Consider the following 13,840-nt stretch of genomic DNA (forward strand, 5'->3'; position numbering starts at 1 on the left):
GACATCTGTGCGTATAACACCGCAAAAAACACCCGAAGTGCGCGTGCCGCGGCTGGTCGGCCTGATGGCCATGGACGCGCGCAGGACGGCAGAGGCCACCGGCCTCTTCGTCAACGCTCCGGACCGGCCCGACTTCCACCAGACGGTGGTCGAGTACGTCGTACGCCAGTACCCACAGCCCAACGCCGAGGTGCCCCGGGACTCGGTGATCTACGTGTGGTTCGACTTCGGTGAGGGGGAAGGCGGCGGCGGAGTGCGCGAGCCGCGCCTCCCGCGGCCCCCCACGGGCGGCCTCCAGCGCGAGCTGGACGAGCCGGGCGACCCCTATGTGGCCGTCAGCTCTGCTTGAACCCCCGGTGCAGGGCCACGACCCCGCCCGTCAGGTTCCGCCACGCCACCTTCGACCAGCCGGCCTTCTGCAGATGCTCGGCCAGTGCGGGCTGATCCGGCCAGGCGCGGATCGACTCGGCGAGATAGACGTACGCCTCGGGGTTGGAGGAGACCGCGCGGGCGACCGGGGGCAGGGCGCGCATCAGGTACTCGGTGTAGACCGTGCGGAAGGGCGCCCAGGTCGGGTGGGAGAACTCGCAGATCACGACCCGGCCGCCGGGCTTGGTCACCCGGTACATCTCGCGCAGTCCGGCGTCGAAGTCCTGCACGTTGCGCAGCCCGAAGGAGATGGTGACGGCGTCGAAGGTGTCGTCCTTGAAGGGCAGCTTCGTCGCGTCGCCCGCCGTCAGCGGCAGCCACGGGTGGTTCCGCTTGCCGACCTTGAGCATGCCCAGCGAGAAGTCGCACGGGACGACGTACGCACCGGTCCGCGCGAACGGGAGCGAGGAGGTGGCCGTACCGGCCGCCAGGTCCAGGATCTTCTGCGCGGGCCGGGCGTCGACCGCCTTCGCGACCTCCCTGCGCCACACCCGGTCCTGGCCGAGCGACAGCACGTCGTTCGTCAGGTCGTACCGTTCCGCCACGTCGTCGAACATCGAGGCGACTTCGTGCGGCTGCTTGTTCAGGGAAGCGCGGGTCACGGGCCCATTGTTGCAGCCGGCCTCGGAGAAGAAGCCGAGGCCCCACTGGAACCGAGGCCGCTCACGGCAGAAGCTTCGGCTTCTTCTTCGCCGCCACGTCCTCCACCCATCCGCACGCCAGCACGAACACCGCGATCAGCACCCACCCGATCCCGAACATGAACCACTGGCTCTCCAGCGGCAGGTACTTCTCGAACGCGGGCACGTTCCAGAACTGGTCGATCAGCGGTACGGCGAGGATCAGCGCGATCTCGTGCCAGAGGTAGATCGTCACGGCCCGCGCGTTGAAGACGGTGACGACCCGGTCCAGGCGCCTGAAGCGGGTCAGCCATGCGAAGTCGATCCCGAAGTGCGCCTTGGCCCAGAACAGCAGCATCACGAACCCCGCCGACCAGAAGGCCTGCGCCAGCGGGATCTCGTCGAGGTCGTACGTCCCGACCTCGCCCTGGTGGGTGAAGGCGTACCAGCCGCCGTACCCGATCGCGGCCAGCGACAGGACCACGACCACCGCGGGCTTCATCCGCTCCAGCACCCCGTCGCGGTGGGCGAAGCCGAGGATCCAGCAGAAGAGGTACGTCGAGAAGTCCCAGAGCTCGTTGCCGAGCCGTCCCTCGGGACCGGACCACACGAAGGTGAGGACCAGGATCGGGGCGAGGGACAGCAGCAGCACCGGTACGCGCGCCGGCCGGAACACCTTCAGCAGCAGCGGGGACAGCAGCACGAACCACAGATACGTCCGCAGGTACCAGAGGATCTCCCAGGCCTGGACGCCCCACTTGTTGCCCGGTGGGTCACCGAACGGCACGATCCAGAAGACGATGTTGTAGTGGCGCGGCATCCAGCCGTGGACGAGCATCGCCAGCACCACGAAGACGCCCCAGAACCAGAACGGGGGCAGCAGCCGCCGCAGCCGACTCCTCACCACCTTGAGCGCGGGCCGCTCCAGGGACTTCGCCATCAGCGTGCCGGCGAGCCCGAACATGATCCCCATAGAGGGGAAGACCATGCCGCACCAGGCCCACCCGAAGGTGTGATAGGTGACGACACGGATCAGGGCGACGGCCCGCAGGGTGTCGAAGTAGCGGTCGCGTACGGGGCGTTGGGGCAGGGTGTCGGTGACCGTGGATCGCTCGGTGGCCAGAACGGCCGTAGGCCCACCTCTGCGGTGCGAACCCATCTCAGCTCACCCCCGCCGGGGTCCCGACCTCGCCGGTCCGCTTGAGCTTCTGCCACCTGAGCCGGCCACCGGTCAGCGCCGTGATGCAGGAGTGGATGAGGACGAGGTACATCATCTGCCGGTAGGCCAGCTGCTGGAGCGGCATCATCAGCAGGTACCGGTACTTCTCGCGGTCCAGGCGGAACGCGTAGGCCGCGCAGACCAGTTGGATGCCCAGCACCGCGAGCCAGGCCAGCAGGGCCGCCCGGAAGTCGATGAAGATCATCGAGTACGCGGTGAAGACGTCGATGAGCGGGGCGAAGACGGGCGTGACGATCTGGAAGATCACCACCAGCGGCATGCCGACCCGGCCGAAACGGCCCGAAGGGCCCTTGTCCGTCAGGGACTTGCGATGCTTCCACAGCGCCTGCATGGTGCCGTACGACCACCGGTAGCGCTGCGACCACAGCTGCTTGAGCGAACCGGGCGCCTCCGTCCACGCCTTGGCGTGCTCCTGGTAGACGACCCGCCAGCCCGCGCGGTGCATGGCGATGGTGATGTCCGTGTCCTCGGCGAGGGTGTCCTCGCTCATGCCGCCGACCTGGAGTACCGCGTCGCGGCGGAACGCGCCGATCGCGCCCGGGATGGTGGGCATGCAGCGCAGCAGGTCGTACATGCGGCGGTCGAGGTTGAAGCCCATCACGTACTCGATGTGCTGCCAGGCGCCGATGACCGTGTCCCGGTTGCCGACCTTGGCGTTGCCCGCGACCGCGCCCACGTCGGGGTCGGCGAAGGGCTGCACCAGCTGGTGCACGGCGTCCGGTTCAAAGACGGTGTCGCCGTCCATCATGATGACGATGTCGTAACTGGCGTTGCGGACACCGTTGTTGAGGGCGGCGGGCTTGCCCGCGTTCTCCTGGCGGATGACCCGGACGTTGTACATGCCGAGCCGGTCGGCCGCGGCGCGGGCGATCTCGGAGGTGCCGTCCGTGGAGCCGTCGTCGACGACGATGATCTCGATGGGGTGGGTGCTCCGCGCCAGCGACTCCAAGGTGTTGGCGATGCACTCCTTCTCGTTGTACGCCGGGACGATCACGCTCACCGGACCGGTGACGGTCGGACCCCAGCTGAAGCGGCGTTTGTTGCGCAGTCTGTAGTGGCGGCGGGCGAGGATCAGCATCATCCCGAACCGGCCCATGACGGCGACGCCGACGACCATGAGGCCGACCGACAGCGCGGGTACGGCCCACTCCGCGACGGCAACGGCGCCGATGAGGGCCTTGCCCTCGTAGAGGGTGGTGCCGGTCGCCTCACGGTGAGCGGCCTGGAGGTTGCCCACGCCGGTGCCGTTGGCAGTGCCGTTGCCGTTGGCAGTGCCGTTGGCGTTCGCGTTGGCGTTGCCGACGCCCATGGCACCTTGCCCAGAAGGCTGCTGCTCCTTCTCCAGCACCCCGCTGATGGTGGTGAAGGTGTACCCCTTCGCCTTCATCTTCTCGATGTACTTCGGCAGCGCCTTGATGGTCTGCGAGCGCTCGCCGCCCGCGTCGTGGAACAGCACGGACGCCCCGTCGCTCTTGGACGGCGTGGCCCACTTCACGATCTTCGAGACGCCGGGCTTCTTCCAGTCGTCGCTGTCGGTGTCGACGAAGACGCTGGTGTAGCCGTCCTCGCCGAGCTTCTGGTAGACGGGCCAGCTGTAGTTGTCGATGGCGTCCGTCTCCGAGGAGTACGGCGCCCGGAACAGCGTGGTGGTGATACCGGCCGCGCCCGCCAGCGCCAACTGGGTCTGCTGCATCTCGCGGTTGACGCGGGCGTCGCTCTGGTAGGAGAGGTCGACGTGGGTGAAGGTGTGGATGCCCACCTCGTTGCCCTGTTCGACCATGTCCTTCACGATGCCGGGGTAGCGCGACACCATCGAGCCGACCACGAAGAACGTGGCGGGTACGTCGTACTTCTCCAGGATCTCCAGCACCTGCGGGGTGTAGGTGGGGTTGGGACCGTCGTCGAAGGTCAGGGCGATGGTCTTGTCCGGCACGGAGACGGTCGTGGCCTGTCCGCCGCGGAAGCTGAGGATCGGCCCGCCGTTCAGGATCTTGTCGGGGACCTTGCTGGAGCTGGCCCCGTCACGGACGCGCTGGTCGCCGCCGACCTCGGCGCGCAGATAGCCGTCGAGCAGCATCACGCTGGTGAGCGCGAGCAGAAGCAGCAGGGCGAGCAGGACGCGCGGCTTCTGGAGCGCCGCGGCCTTGCCCGCCGCGCGCCCGATACGGGAGGGGGCGCGGCGCCGGCCTCGGTGGGATGTCGTGGTCGTGGTCATAACGGTCCCTGCGCTCCGGTCAGTTGGCGTTCGCGGACGCGTTCGCAGACGCGTTCACGGACGCGGACGGCGTGGGGACGCCCGAGGGCAGCGCGCGGGGACTGCCGCTGGGCTGTACGACGTTGCCGAAGCCGCCCTGCTCGCGGACACCGGGGCCGGTGCCGCTCTGGCCGGCCGGTCCCGCCTGGCCGCTGCCGAAGGGCAGCAGCGAGGACGGGCTCGACGTGCCGATTCCCATGAAGGCCAGGCCCAGGACGACGGCGTACCCGAGACACAGGACGCCGACCAGGAGGCCGATCCGGCGCAGCAGCTTCGAGCGGCGTCCGGAGTTGTCAACGAACACGGGTCCCTCGTCGTCGGACCCGTTGCCGCGTTTGCGGCGGCGACCACGCGGGGCGCGGTTTTCGATGGCAGGCTCGGAATGCATTCCCCGGATATTAGGGAGGCTTTATGTGTCGGAAACTCGGGTTCCCATGTGAGACACGTATGAGAAAGGCCTTAGCCTGTCCCTTCTCTGAGAGTTCGCTGGAACGCCTGCGCAACCCCGGGCAGGACGAATAGAGTTGAATGTGCCGTTTCGTTGCCCGGTTGGCCCGTTTTGCTCGACCCAGTCCATGGACCCGCTATGCGAATGCTGTCCTCATGAAGCCCAGTTACGTGTGAGACATTTCCACTTCAGAAACACAGTTTGTTTCCGTCCTGAGACAGAAATCACGAGAGCGGGTGCATGCGCGATGCGGCGTTTCCTGAGGCCGGCGGCGGGGCTCGGTTGCCTGTTTGCCCTGGCCACGACCGGGTGCTCGGCCGACACCGACGCGACGTCCGACGCGGCGCCGGGCAAGACGTCCGCGGCTCCGTCGGCCACCTCTTCGGAGGCGTCGTCCAGCACCTCGTACGCCCCCTATGTCAGCGCCACGGAGGCCTCCGACCTCGACTCCGCCGGGTCGCCGACGACGTACAACCTGGCGTTCGTGATCTCGGACGGAAGCAGCTGCACCCCGAAGTGGAACGGCACGACGGCGATCGACAACTCGGCCGTGGCCTCCCGGATCTCGGCGCTCAAGGAGGACGGGGCGAGCGTGCGGGTCTCCTTCGGCGGGGCGTCCGGGGAGGAGCTGGCGGAGACGTGCGACAGCGCGGAGGAGCTGGCCGGGGCGTACGGCGAGGCGCTCGACGCGGCCGGCTCCACCCAGGCCGACTTCGACATCGAGGGCGACGCGCTGACCGACTCCGACTCGGTGGAGCTGCGCTCGGAGGCGATAGCGCTGCTCCAGGAGGAGCGGAGCGACGTGAGCGTCGTCTTCACGCTTCCCGTGATGCCGTCGGGGCTGGACGCCGACAGCCTCGCGCTGCTGGAGTCGGCCAACAACAGTGCGGTGCAGGTCGCTTCGGTCAATCTCATGACCATGAACTACGCGGAGTCCTACGACGGGGACATGGGCGACTACGCGATCACCGCGGCGAAGGCGGCGCACACGCAGTTGCGGGACGTCTTCGGTACGTCGGCCGCGACCGCGTGGGGTGGGATGGCGCTCACGTCGATGCTCGGCACGAACGACGTGGACGGGGAGACGTTCACGCTCTCCGATGCCGCTCAGGTACGGGAGTTCGCGGAGGAGAAGGGGGTGGGGTGGGTGTCGATGTGGTCAACGTTCCGGGATCAGGAATGTACGGGGGACGAGGATGCCCTGACGAATTGCAGTGGGGTGGAGCAGAGTTCGGGGGCGTTTGGGGAGGCGTTTTCGTAGTTTTTTGGGTGCGGGCTCAGTGGGGGCTGGTCGCGCAGTTCCCCGCGCCCCTTTCGCGGCGTCGTCAGCGTCGTCTGTGAACCAGGCGCCCGGCGCAGACCGTTGCGATGCACTCGCCGTTCTCGGCAAAGACCGCCAAGTCCGCGCGGCCGGCCTCCCTGAGCGGTGTCGCCTGGGCGCGCGGGACCATCAGTACGTCGTTCCGCTCGGCCGCCGCGCGGAGTTCGGGCGTATCGGCGTACTCCGTCAGGATCGTCGTCGCGCCCGACTTCAGTACGGCGTGGATGACCTCGCGCGGGCTCGGGGCCTCCGGAAGCGGGCTCACGAAATTGCGGGCGGGGCCGAGGACGCCCGGCCAGACCCGGACGCGGGCATCCGGAAACCGCTCGCGCAGCTCGTCCAGCGCGCCCAGGGCGGCGATACGGTCCCGGTCCACCAGGACGGCGCCGCCCTTGATCGGCTCAGAGGTCCACGTGTACCGCACCTCGCCGGCCGCATGCAGCGTGCGCACTAGTTGGAGGTGAGGATCTTCAGCTCAGGGTGAGCCGTGCCGCCCTCGATCGCCGTGGACGAGATGTGGGACTGGACGCGCACGTCGACCGGGTCGTTCGCCGGGTCGTCGTGGACGACGAGGTGCTCGTACGTCGTGGCGCGCTGGGCCGGGGTGCGGCCCGCCGTGCGGATCATGTCGATCATTTCCTGGAGGTTGGAGCGGTGCTTGGCACCGGCCGCCGAGACGACGTTCTCCTCCAGCATCACCGAGCCGAGGTCGTCCGCGCCGTAGTGCAGCGTCAGCTGGCCCGCGTCCTGACCGGTGGTCAGCCAGGAGCCCTGGATGTGGGCGATGTTGTCCATGAAGAGCCGGGAGATCGCGATCATCCGCAGGTACTCGAAGATCGTGGCCTGCGTGCGGCCCTTCAGATGGTTGTTCATCGGCTGGTAGAGGTACGGGATGAAGGCCCGGAAGCCCCCGGTCCGGTCCTGTACGTCACGGATCATCCGCAGGTGCTCGATGCGCTCGGCGTTGGTCTCGCCCGTGCCCATGAGCATGGTGGAGGTGGATTCGACGCCCAACCGGTGCGCCGTCTCCATGATCTCCAGCCAGCGCTCACCGCTCTCCTTCAGCGGCGCGATGGCCTTGCGCGGACGCTCGGGGAGCAGCTCCGCACCGGCGCCCGCGAAGGAGTCGAGGCCGGCGGCGTGGATCCGCTGGATGGCCTCCTCCACACTGACCTTGGAGATGCGGGCCATGTGCTCGACCTCGCTCGCCCCCAGGCTGTGGATGACGAGCTGCGGGTACGCCTGCTTGATGGCGGCGAAGTGCTTCTCGTAGTACTCCACGCCGTAGTCCGGGTGGTGCCCGCCCTGGAACATGATCTGCGTGCCACCGAGTTCGACGGTCTCGGCACAGCGCCGCAGGATGTCGTCCAGGTCGCGCGTCCAGCCGTTCTTCGTGTCCTTCGGCGGCGCGTAGAAGGCGCAGAACTTGCACGCCGTGACGCACACGTTCGTGTAGTTGATGTTCCGCTCGATGATGTACGTCGCGATGTGCTCCGTGCCCGCGTACCGACGGCGTCGTACCGCGTCGGCGGCGGAGCCCAGCACGTGCAGCGGGGCGTCACGGTAGAGGTCGAGCGCCTCTTCAGGGGTGATCCGCCCACCGGCGGCGGCGCGGTCGAGGACGGACTGAAGGTCGGCCTTCTCGGTCACCGGAGCGTCCCTTTCGTCAAGGGTTGTGGACGGAAGCATCCATGTGCACGGACTCGGCCAGCCTACGCCAGGCACTCTTCCGGACCGACGTCAGGCCGCGTACGCCCCGATCAGTACGCCCAGGAAGGCTCCCATGATCAGGAACGGGCCGAACGCGATCGCCGTCTTCCGGCCCGCCTTGCGTACGACGATCAGCGCACCGCCGTACAGCGCCCCCAGCAGGAACCCGGCGAAGGTGCCGAGCATGACCGTCGGCCAGCCGTACCAGCCCAGCACCGCGCCCACCCCGAGCGCCAGCTTCACATCGCCGAAGCCCATGCCGGCCGGGTTGATGAGGAAGAGGACGAAGTAGCCGCCGCCGAGGGCGAGGGCGCCGAGGGCGGCGTGCGGCCAGTCGCCGGTGTGCTCGGGGACGAGGGACAGCGCGCCGAGCAGCACGAGCGCGGCGGCCGCGAAGGGGAGGGTGAGCGGGTCGGGGAGGCGCTGCACCTTCAGGTCCACGACCGCCAGCAGTACGCCGACCGGTGCGAGCAGCAGCCAGACGCCGATCTCGGGCCGGGTGCCGGTGGCGGCGGCGAGGGCGGCGCAGACGAGGGCGGTGACGAGGGAGAGAAGGGTGGCGGGGGGACCGTAGGACTGGGGACAGAGGCCGCACCGGCCGCGGCCGAGCCACCCCCGTACCGGATGACCATCGGGGCACGCTTCCCGCCACGGCTCCCCCGCGGGGGCCGAGAACCGGTAGGCGGCTCTCGGCAGCAGCGCGCCCGCCGCCGCGCCCCACAGCGCGGCGGCCGCCACGAGGAGCCAGCTGCTCATCCCACGGCCGCGACGCCGTCGCGCCACGTCGGCAGGAGCTCGTCGAGCAGCGCCTCCGTGCGCGGCGGCAGGCCGCGGGCGCCGCTGCGGGAGATGAGGTCGGCGGCGAGGGCCTGGAGGCGGGCGGTGTCGCCGGTGGCGTGGGTGGCGCGGAGCAGTTCGTGCCAGAGGCGCTCGTCGCCGGGGGCGGAGTTGAGGGCCGCGTTCAGGGCCTCGATGGCCTTCTCCGCGCGGTCCTTGACCAGGTGGAACTCGGAGAGCGCGAGGCCGATGTCGGCGACGAGCAGCGGGAGTTGGGCGTCGATGATCTCGTGGGTGAGCCAGCGGTAGCGGCCCTCGGGCCGGTCGGCGAGGAGCGGCCCGCGGACCAGCACCAGCGCGTCGGTGAGCAGCCGGCCGCGCACGGCACGGCTGTCGACGCCGCGGCCCTGCGTGGCCTCGTGGTAGAGCGAGCGCAGCACATCGAGGTCGGAGACGACGGACTTGGCGAGCGTGAGCCGCCCGGTGGAGTCGGTCTTGAGGCGCGGAGTGCCGTCGGGGTCGGTGCCGAGCCAGGCGCGCAGCCGGTCGAGCAGGGCCTCGCGGACGTCGTCCGTGACCCCGCGCGGCCACAGCGCCGAGGACAGCACGCGCGGGTGGACGCCCTCGCGGTGCAGGAGCAGCAGGGCGAGCGCCTCATGGAGGAGGGCGCTCCGCTCGCCGTCGGGGGTGTCGAGGCCGATGATCTCGTACGGCCCGACGAGCCGCGCGTAGACGGCAGGACGGCCCTGCTCGCTGATGTCGACGAGGAACGGCGGCGCGGTGGCCGGTCCCTGCGGTTCGCGCTCCGGGTCGGACTCGACGAACAGCTCGACGACCGCGCGCTGCAACGGCACGGGCAGCAGCTGGGCGTCGAGTTCGAGGCCGAGCAGCGGGGCGAGCAGCTTGCCCTCGCCGGTGATCTCCATCTCCCAGGCGGCGCCGGGCAGATCGCCGCTGTCGGTGCCGACGAGGTAGCCGATGCCGAGACGGCTGGCGTCGGCGGCGAGTTCGGCGAGCTTCATCGCGTCGTCGGCGGAGGGCTCGGCGGCGAGGAGGACGAGGTGCGGGGCCCAACGGGTGTGCTGGGCGGGCCCGGTGCGCCCGGTCAGGACCGAGTCATGACCCGCGGCGCCGAGGGCCCCGCGCCGCTGCCGCGTCTCGGCCTCCATGGTCTCGACGAGGTCGTCGATGCCGTCGATGTGCCGCAGCCGGTTGGGGGCGAGCGGTGTGAGGTCCTCGCCGAAGCCGACGAGGGTGATGGTCATGCGGTCCGACCAGCCGTTGGTGGCGAGTTCGGCGGCGACGGAGGCGAAGACGGCGGCCCGGTCGGCCTCGGGGCCGGAGAGGGACACGATGCCGGGCACGGACTCCAGGTTCAGGAGCAGCCGGGAATCGTCCATGGTGCCGAGGCTGACCAGACCCGGGTACGGGGCGGCGGCGTCGACGTCCTCGTACCGCTCGGCGTCGCTGCGCGCGAGCATCCAGAACGTCTGGTCCTGCCCGAGCTGCCAGGGCGCGGGCGGGTTGCCGGACGGCTGGGCGAGCTGGAGGTGAAGGTCACCGTTGCCGCCGAGCCAGGCCGCGTACGCGGTGGGCAGCGGGCGCGACTCGGCACCGAGGGACGCGGCGAGGCCGCGCAGGGAGCGGTCGAGCAGTCGTACGCCTTCGGGGTCGGCGCCCACGAGCAGGGCGTCCTGCGCGTCGGCGGCGTCCCCGGTCGGCGTGGGCGGCTCCATGCCGCGCCGCCCGCCGACCGCACCGAACGCCGACTGCCACAGGGCCTGACGGCGACGCCGGCCGAGGGCGCCGAGGAGACCGGCGGCGAGGAGGGGGGCGCCGATGAGGGCCGTGGGGAGGCCGAAAGAGGATTCTTCTGTGGCAGCGGTGGCGTGCTGCTGCTGGTGGCTGGGCTGCTGGTCGGGGGCGGGCCGCTGTTCGGGGAGGGAGACCTGGGAGGCGCCGCCTTGCTGGCCTCCACCCTGCGCGTGGCCGCCGCCTTGGGCGTGGTCGCCGGTCTGGCCGTAGTCGTGGACCTGCTGCTGTGCGGCGGAGCCACCGGCCTCCGCGGGCATCTCCACGAGGTCACCGCCCCGCGCGTCACCCGGCATCTCCATGATCCAGCCGGGCCGGATGAGGCTGGCCTCGGACAGCTTGGAGCCGTCGGGCTGTACGCGGTCCTTGTTGAGCTCGAAGATCTCCTTGTACCGGCGCCCGTCGCCGAGGTGGCGCTCGGCGATCTCCCAGAGGGAGTCGTGGTGCCGGCCCTCGGGCGGCTGGATCCGGTAGTACTTCGTGTCGTCGGACTTGGCCGTGCTGCCGCCCTGCGCGTCCGCGTGGGAGGCGGCCTGGGAGGCCTGTTCGGCGAGGGCGGCGGCGGTGCTGGCCGCCTGCTCCTGCTGCTGGGCGAAGAGGCCCGGGGTCTGCTGGGCGGCGGCGACGGTACCGCGCTGGTTCCCGTCGAGGCTGTGCTGCCCGATCTGCGACAGCCCCGGCGTGAGGCTGGCGGCCGTGGCACCGACCAGCAGCAGCGCGGCGACGAGCTGCCGGGCGAGGATCTGACTGGGCCCGGCGCCGGGAACGCGCCCCGGCACCCCCACCCCGGAGACGGCGGCCTTTATCTCCACGAGCACACAGGCGGTGAACTGCGCCCAGGCCAGCCACACGATGACGGTGAGAATGTGGAGGAAGGTGCCGGTGGTGATCGGCTGCTGGAGCCACTCCACCTTCGGCATCCCGCTCGGCAACGGCCACCCGACCGTCATGGCGAGCGCTCCGGGCACCCCGACCACCAGCACGGCGAGCGCGACGAACGCGAAGAACGCCTTGACGAAGTCCCCGAACGTCCGTCGCCGGATCCGCACGGGCTGGGGGGTGCGGTTGCGGGGCGTGCTCGCAGGCGTGGCGCTTCCCGTCGAGCTTGAACTGCGGCGTCGCGGCATGGCGGGTGTCCTGGGTGGTGTGTGTGGTGAAGGTGCGGTGGGCGCACTGGGTGCACTGGGCGCAGTGAGAGGTGTACTGAGCCTACAGAGATCTTATGTACGGCGTCGAAGAGCGGTCAGCCCCTGTGGACAACCTCCCTCTCCACCCCCGCTCACTTCCTCACGACCTGCCGGACAGGCCGGAGTTGCCCCACTTTCGACCGTGGTTCACTTGCACCCTTCGCAACTGCCACGCCACACTCTCACGTTCCCCACACAATCCCCAATGACCCGTCATGGGCGCATTACCCGCCCCTGATAGCGTCGTTCCCCGTTGCAATCGCCAATCCTCGGGGGAGATCCATCGTGGCCCGCCGCACCCTGCCCGTCACCGCCGCCGCGTTCGCCATGTCGGCGGCACTTCTGCTCTCCGCGTGCGGCGGGGGCGACGACACGTCGTCGGACGACATCAAGGGGGCGGACACGGGGTCGGGGAGGCCGTCGGCTTCGGCTTCCGCGTCGGCATCGCCCGCGGCGGACAGACCGGACGTGAGTCTCCCCAAGGACCTGGAGCTGGTCTTCGACTTCGAGACGCCCTCGGACGCGGACAACGCGGCGGCTCTCGCGGACGCGGCGAACTACATCCGTGCGCTCAACCACGGCATCACCGAGCAGGATCCCTCCGACCCCGCCTACCAGTACTACTCCGCCGGGGACGCGGCCCGATACGCGAACACCCAGATCAAGGAGTACGTGAAGGGCGGTTGGACGCTCACCGGCAAGGACCGCTACTACCGGGCGGAGACCAGCGCCGCCGGCGAGTCCAAGTCGGTGAAGCTCGTCCGCGTCGCGTTCTGCGAGGACCAGACCAAGGTCTACGGCAAGGAAGTGAAGAGCGGGAAGGTCCTCTCGACCGAGGCAGGTCCGGAGAACTACCTCAAGTTCAGCATCGTGATGGCTTCGGCGAAGAGCTCCCCGGTCTGGCGTGCCCAGCAGATCACGGTCAAGGAGAAGGCGACGGAATGCGAGGAGTGATCTCATTGCGTCGAGCGAAGTGGATCCTGCCCCTCGCCACGGGAGCCCTCCTCTGGACCGCGGGCACCGCCTACGCCGCCAAGCCGGTCCCCGGCGGACACGACACCACGCAGGGCGGCGCCGACGGCAAGACCCTGCTGGCCTCCGCCAGTCAGTCCCGGATCAAGGTCACCCAGGTCAGCGGCCCCACGAGCGGCAAGCGCGGTCCGGTCTCCTCGGTCGACGTCAACTGGAAGCCACCGGCCTGCTGGTACGAGCCGGTCTTCACACCCGCGTCGCTGAAGGACTTCTCGGAGAACACCGGTGTAGGGGACGTCGGCATCCACGAGTACTGGGCCGGTAAGGGACTCTGGACGGACTACTACCGGGACAAGAAGTCCACGATCAACTACTTCGAGGACGGGAAGACGGTCGAGGGCTACAAGAACTACAACCTCGGCCAGGACGGCTACTTCTGGCGCAGCGTGGCCCCGGACATCTCCGACCCGGACTCCTGGGACTGCTCCCGCATCATGTTCTGGCAGCCTGCGGGCCAGATCCCGAAGATCGCCCACGCGCCGACTCCCGAGACGCTGGCGAACTACGCCTACGACAAGGTAGAGGTACCCGACACCGAGATCGAGCTGAAGCCAACCACCAAATCCACAGTGAACCTGCCGACTTGGGTCTGGCTGGACAAAGGCACCTTCCAGGAGGTCAAGGTCCGCGCCGAGCTCCCGGACACGGGTCTGTGGGCGGAGACGACGGCCAAACCGGTCGCGCTGCACCTGGACCCGGGCACGGAGGACGCGCAGACGTTCCCCGCCTCGGGTGACTGCGAGATCAACGACGACGGCTCGATCGGCACCCCGTATTCCACGGGCGACGCCGACAAGACCCCGCCCTGCGGCATCCGCTACCTGAAGGCTACGAACGGCACGCCGTACCACCTCTCCGCGTCGGTGACCTGGCAGATCACGTGGGAGGGCTCCGGCGGCACGGGAGGCGACCTCCCCGACGGCACGTTCGAGACGACGCAGGACATGAACGTCCAGGAGATCCAGGCGATCAACCGCTGACGCGCGGAGTCCGACTCCCCTAGGAGCGAC

General features: G+C 69.5%; 12 protein-coding genes. 4 read left to right on the plus strand and 8 right to left on the minus strand.

Features of this window, described 5'->3' with window-relative positions; all coding sequences use genetic code 11:
- The first annotated feature begins 37 nt into the window (after positions 1-37).
- Entirely contained in the window at positions 38-349 is a 312-nt protein-coding gene (locus tag OG866_RS18300; protein ID WP_329335984.1) for a PASTA domain-containing protein, read from the plus strand.
- On the opposite strand, the gene OG866_RS18305 is transcribed toward OG866_RS18300, so the two are convergent.
- From OG866_RS18305 to OG866_RS18320, 4 genes are all read right to left on the minus strand, one after another.
- A complete protein-coding gene (locus tag OG866_RS18305; RefSeq protein WP_329335986.1) occupies positions 336-1,031 on the minus strand; it encodes a demethylmenaquinone methyltransferase in 696 nt (231 codons plus the stop codon). The two genes, OG866_RS18300 and OG866_RS18305, sit on opposite strands and share 14 nt — an antisense overlap.
- A gap of 61 nt (positions 1,032-1,092) precedes the next feature.
- Positions 1,093-2,208, minus strand: a complete 1,116-nt coding sequence (locus OG866_RS18310; protein ID WP_329335988.1) for an acyltransferase family protein — start codon at positions 2,206-2,208, stop codon at positions 1,093-1,095.
- Between the two features lies 1 nt (position 2,209).
- Positions 2,210-4,504, minus strand: a complete 2,295-nt coding sequence (locus OG866_RS18315) for a bifunctional polysaccharide deacetylase/glycosyltransferase family 2 protein (RefSeq protein WP_329335990.1) — start codon at positions 4,502-4,504, stop codon at positions 2,210-2,212.
- 19 nt (positions 4,505-4,523) lie between these two features.
- Positions 4,524-4,931: a hypothetical protein gene (locus tag OG866_RS18320; RefSeq protein WP_329335991.1), complete on the minus strand. Its 408-nt coding sequence runs from the start codon at positions 4,929-4,931 to the stop codon at positions 4,524-4,526.
- A 307-nt stretch (positions 4,932-5,238) separates the two neighbouring features.
- Here OG866_RS18320 and OG866_RS18325 point away from each other — a divergent pair, with 307 nt between their 5' ends.
- Positions 5,239-6,252 (plus strand): chitinase, encoded by a 1,014-nt coding sequence (locus tag OG866_RS18325; protein WP_329335993.1) that lies wholly within the window; start codon positions 5,239-5,241, stop codon positions 6,250-6,252.
- A 64-nt stretch (positions 6,253-6,316) separates the two neighbouring features.
- Here the strand turns inward: OG866_RS18325 and OG866_RS18330 are convergent, their stop codons facing one another.
- The 4 genes from OG866_RS18330 to OG866_RS18345 all read right to left on the minus strand — a co-directional run bounded on the left by OG866_RS18330 (position 6,317) and on the right by OG866_RS18345 (position 11,738).
- On the minus strand, positions 6,317-6,763 hold the full coding sequence (locus OG866_RS18330; protein ID WP_329335995.1) for an imidazolonepropionase-like domain-containing protein: 447 nt from the start codon (positions 6,761-6,763) through the stop codon (positions 6,317-6,319).
- Positions 6,763-7,962, minus strand: a complete 1,200-nt coding sequence (mqnC, locus tag OG866_RS18335) for a cyclic dehypoxanthinyl futalosine synthase (protein ID WP_329335996.1) — start codon at positions 7,960-7,962, stop codon at positions 6,763-6,765. The genes OG866_RS18330 and mqnC overlap by 1 nt, the downstream gene beginning before the upstream one ends.
- A 90-nt stretch (positions 7,963-8,052) precedes the next feature.
- The gene (locus OG866_RS18340; RefSeq protein WP_329335997.1) at positions 8,053-8,778 is read right to left on the minus strand and encodes a prepilin peptidase; all 726 of its coding nucleotides are present in this window, start codon (positions 8,776-8,778) and stop codon (positions 8,053-8,055) included.
- Positions 8,775-11,738: a BTAD domain-containing putative transcriptional regulator gene (locus OG866_RS18345; RefSeq protein ID WP_329335998.1), complete on the minus strand. Its 2,964-nt coding sequence runs from the start codon at positions 11,736-11,738 to the stop codon at positions 8,775-8,777. Before OG866_RS18345 ends, OG866_RS18340 begins: the two co-directional genes overlap by 4 nt.
- Positions 11,739-12,083: 345 nt before the next feature.
- On the opposite strand from OG866_RS18345, the gene OG866_RS18350 reads away from it, so the two are divergent.
- Positions 12,084-12,752, plus strand: coding sequence for a hypothetical protein (locus OG866_RS18350; protein ID WP_329336000.1), 669 nt, complete (start codon positions 12,084-12,086; stop codon positions 12,750-12,752).
- A complete protein-coding gene (locus OG866_RS18355) occupies positions 12,749-13,810 on the plus strand; it encodes a hypothetical protein (protein WP_329344177.1) in 1,062 nt (353 codons plus the stop codon). Before OG866_RS18350 ends, OG866_RS18355 begins: the two co-directional genes overlap by 4 nt.
- The last annotated feature ends 30 nt before the right edge of the window (positions 13,811-13,840 follow it).

It is taken from the genome of Streptomyces sp. NBC_00663 (genome assembly GCF_036226885.1).
Taxonomy (GTDB): Bacteria; Actinomycetota; Actinomycetes; order Streptomycetales; family Streptomycetaceae; genus Streptomyces.

Bases quoted from the DNA above. Each gene is read 5' to 3' on its own strand.
- OG866_RS18310 (WP_329335988.1), bottom strand. From the start codon at position 2,208: ATGGGTTCGCACCGCAGAGGTGGGCCTACGGCCGTTCTGGCCACCGAG.
- OG866_RS18315 (WP_329335990.1), bottom strand. From the start codon at position 4,504: ATGACCACGACCACGACATCCCACCGAGGCCGGCGCCGCGCCCCCTCC.
- OG866_RS18320 (WP_329335991.1), bottom strand. From the start codon at position 4,931: ATGCATTCCGAGCCTGCCATCGAAAACCGCGCCCCGCGTGGTCGCCGC.
- OG866_RS18325 (WP_329335993.1), top strand. From the start codon at position 5,239: ATGCGGCGTTTCCTGAGGCCGGCGGCGGGGCTCGGTTGCCTGTTTGCC.
- OG866_RS18340 (WP_329335997.1), bottom strand. From the start codon at position 8,778: ATGAGCAGCTGGCTCCTCGTGGCGGCCGCCGCGCTGTGGGGCGCGGCG.
- OG866_RS18345 (WP_329335998.1), bottom strand. From the start codon at position 11,738: ATGCCGCGACGCCGCAGTTCAAGCTCGACGGGAAGCGCCACGCCTGCG.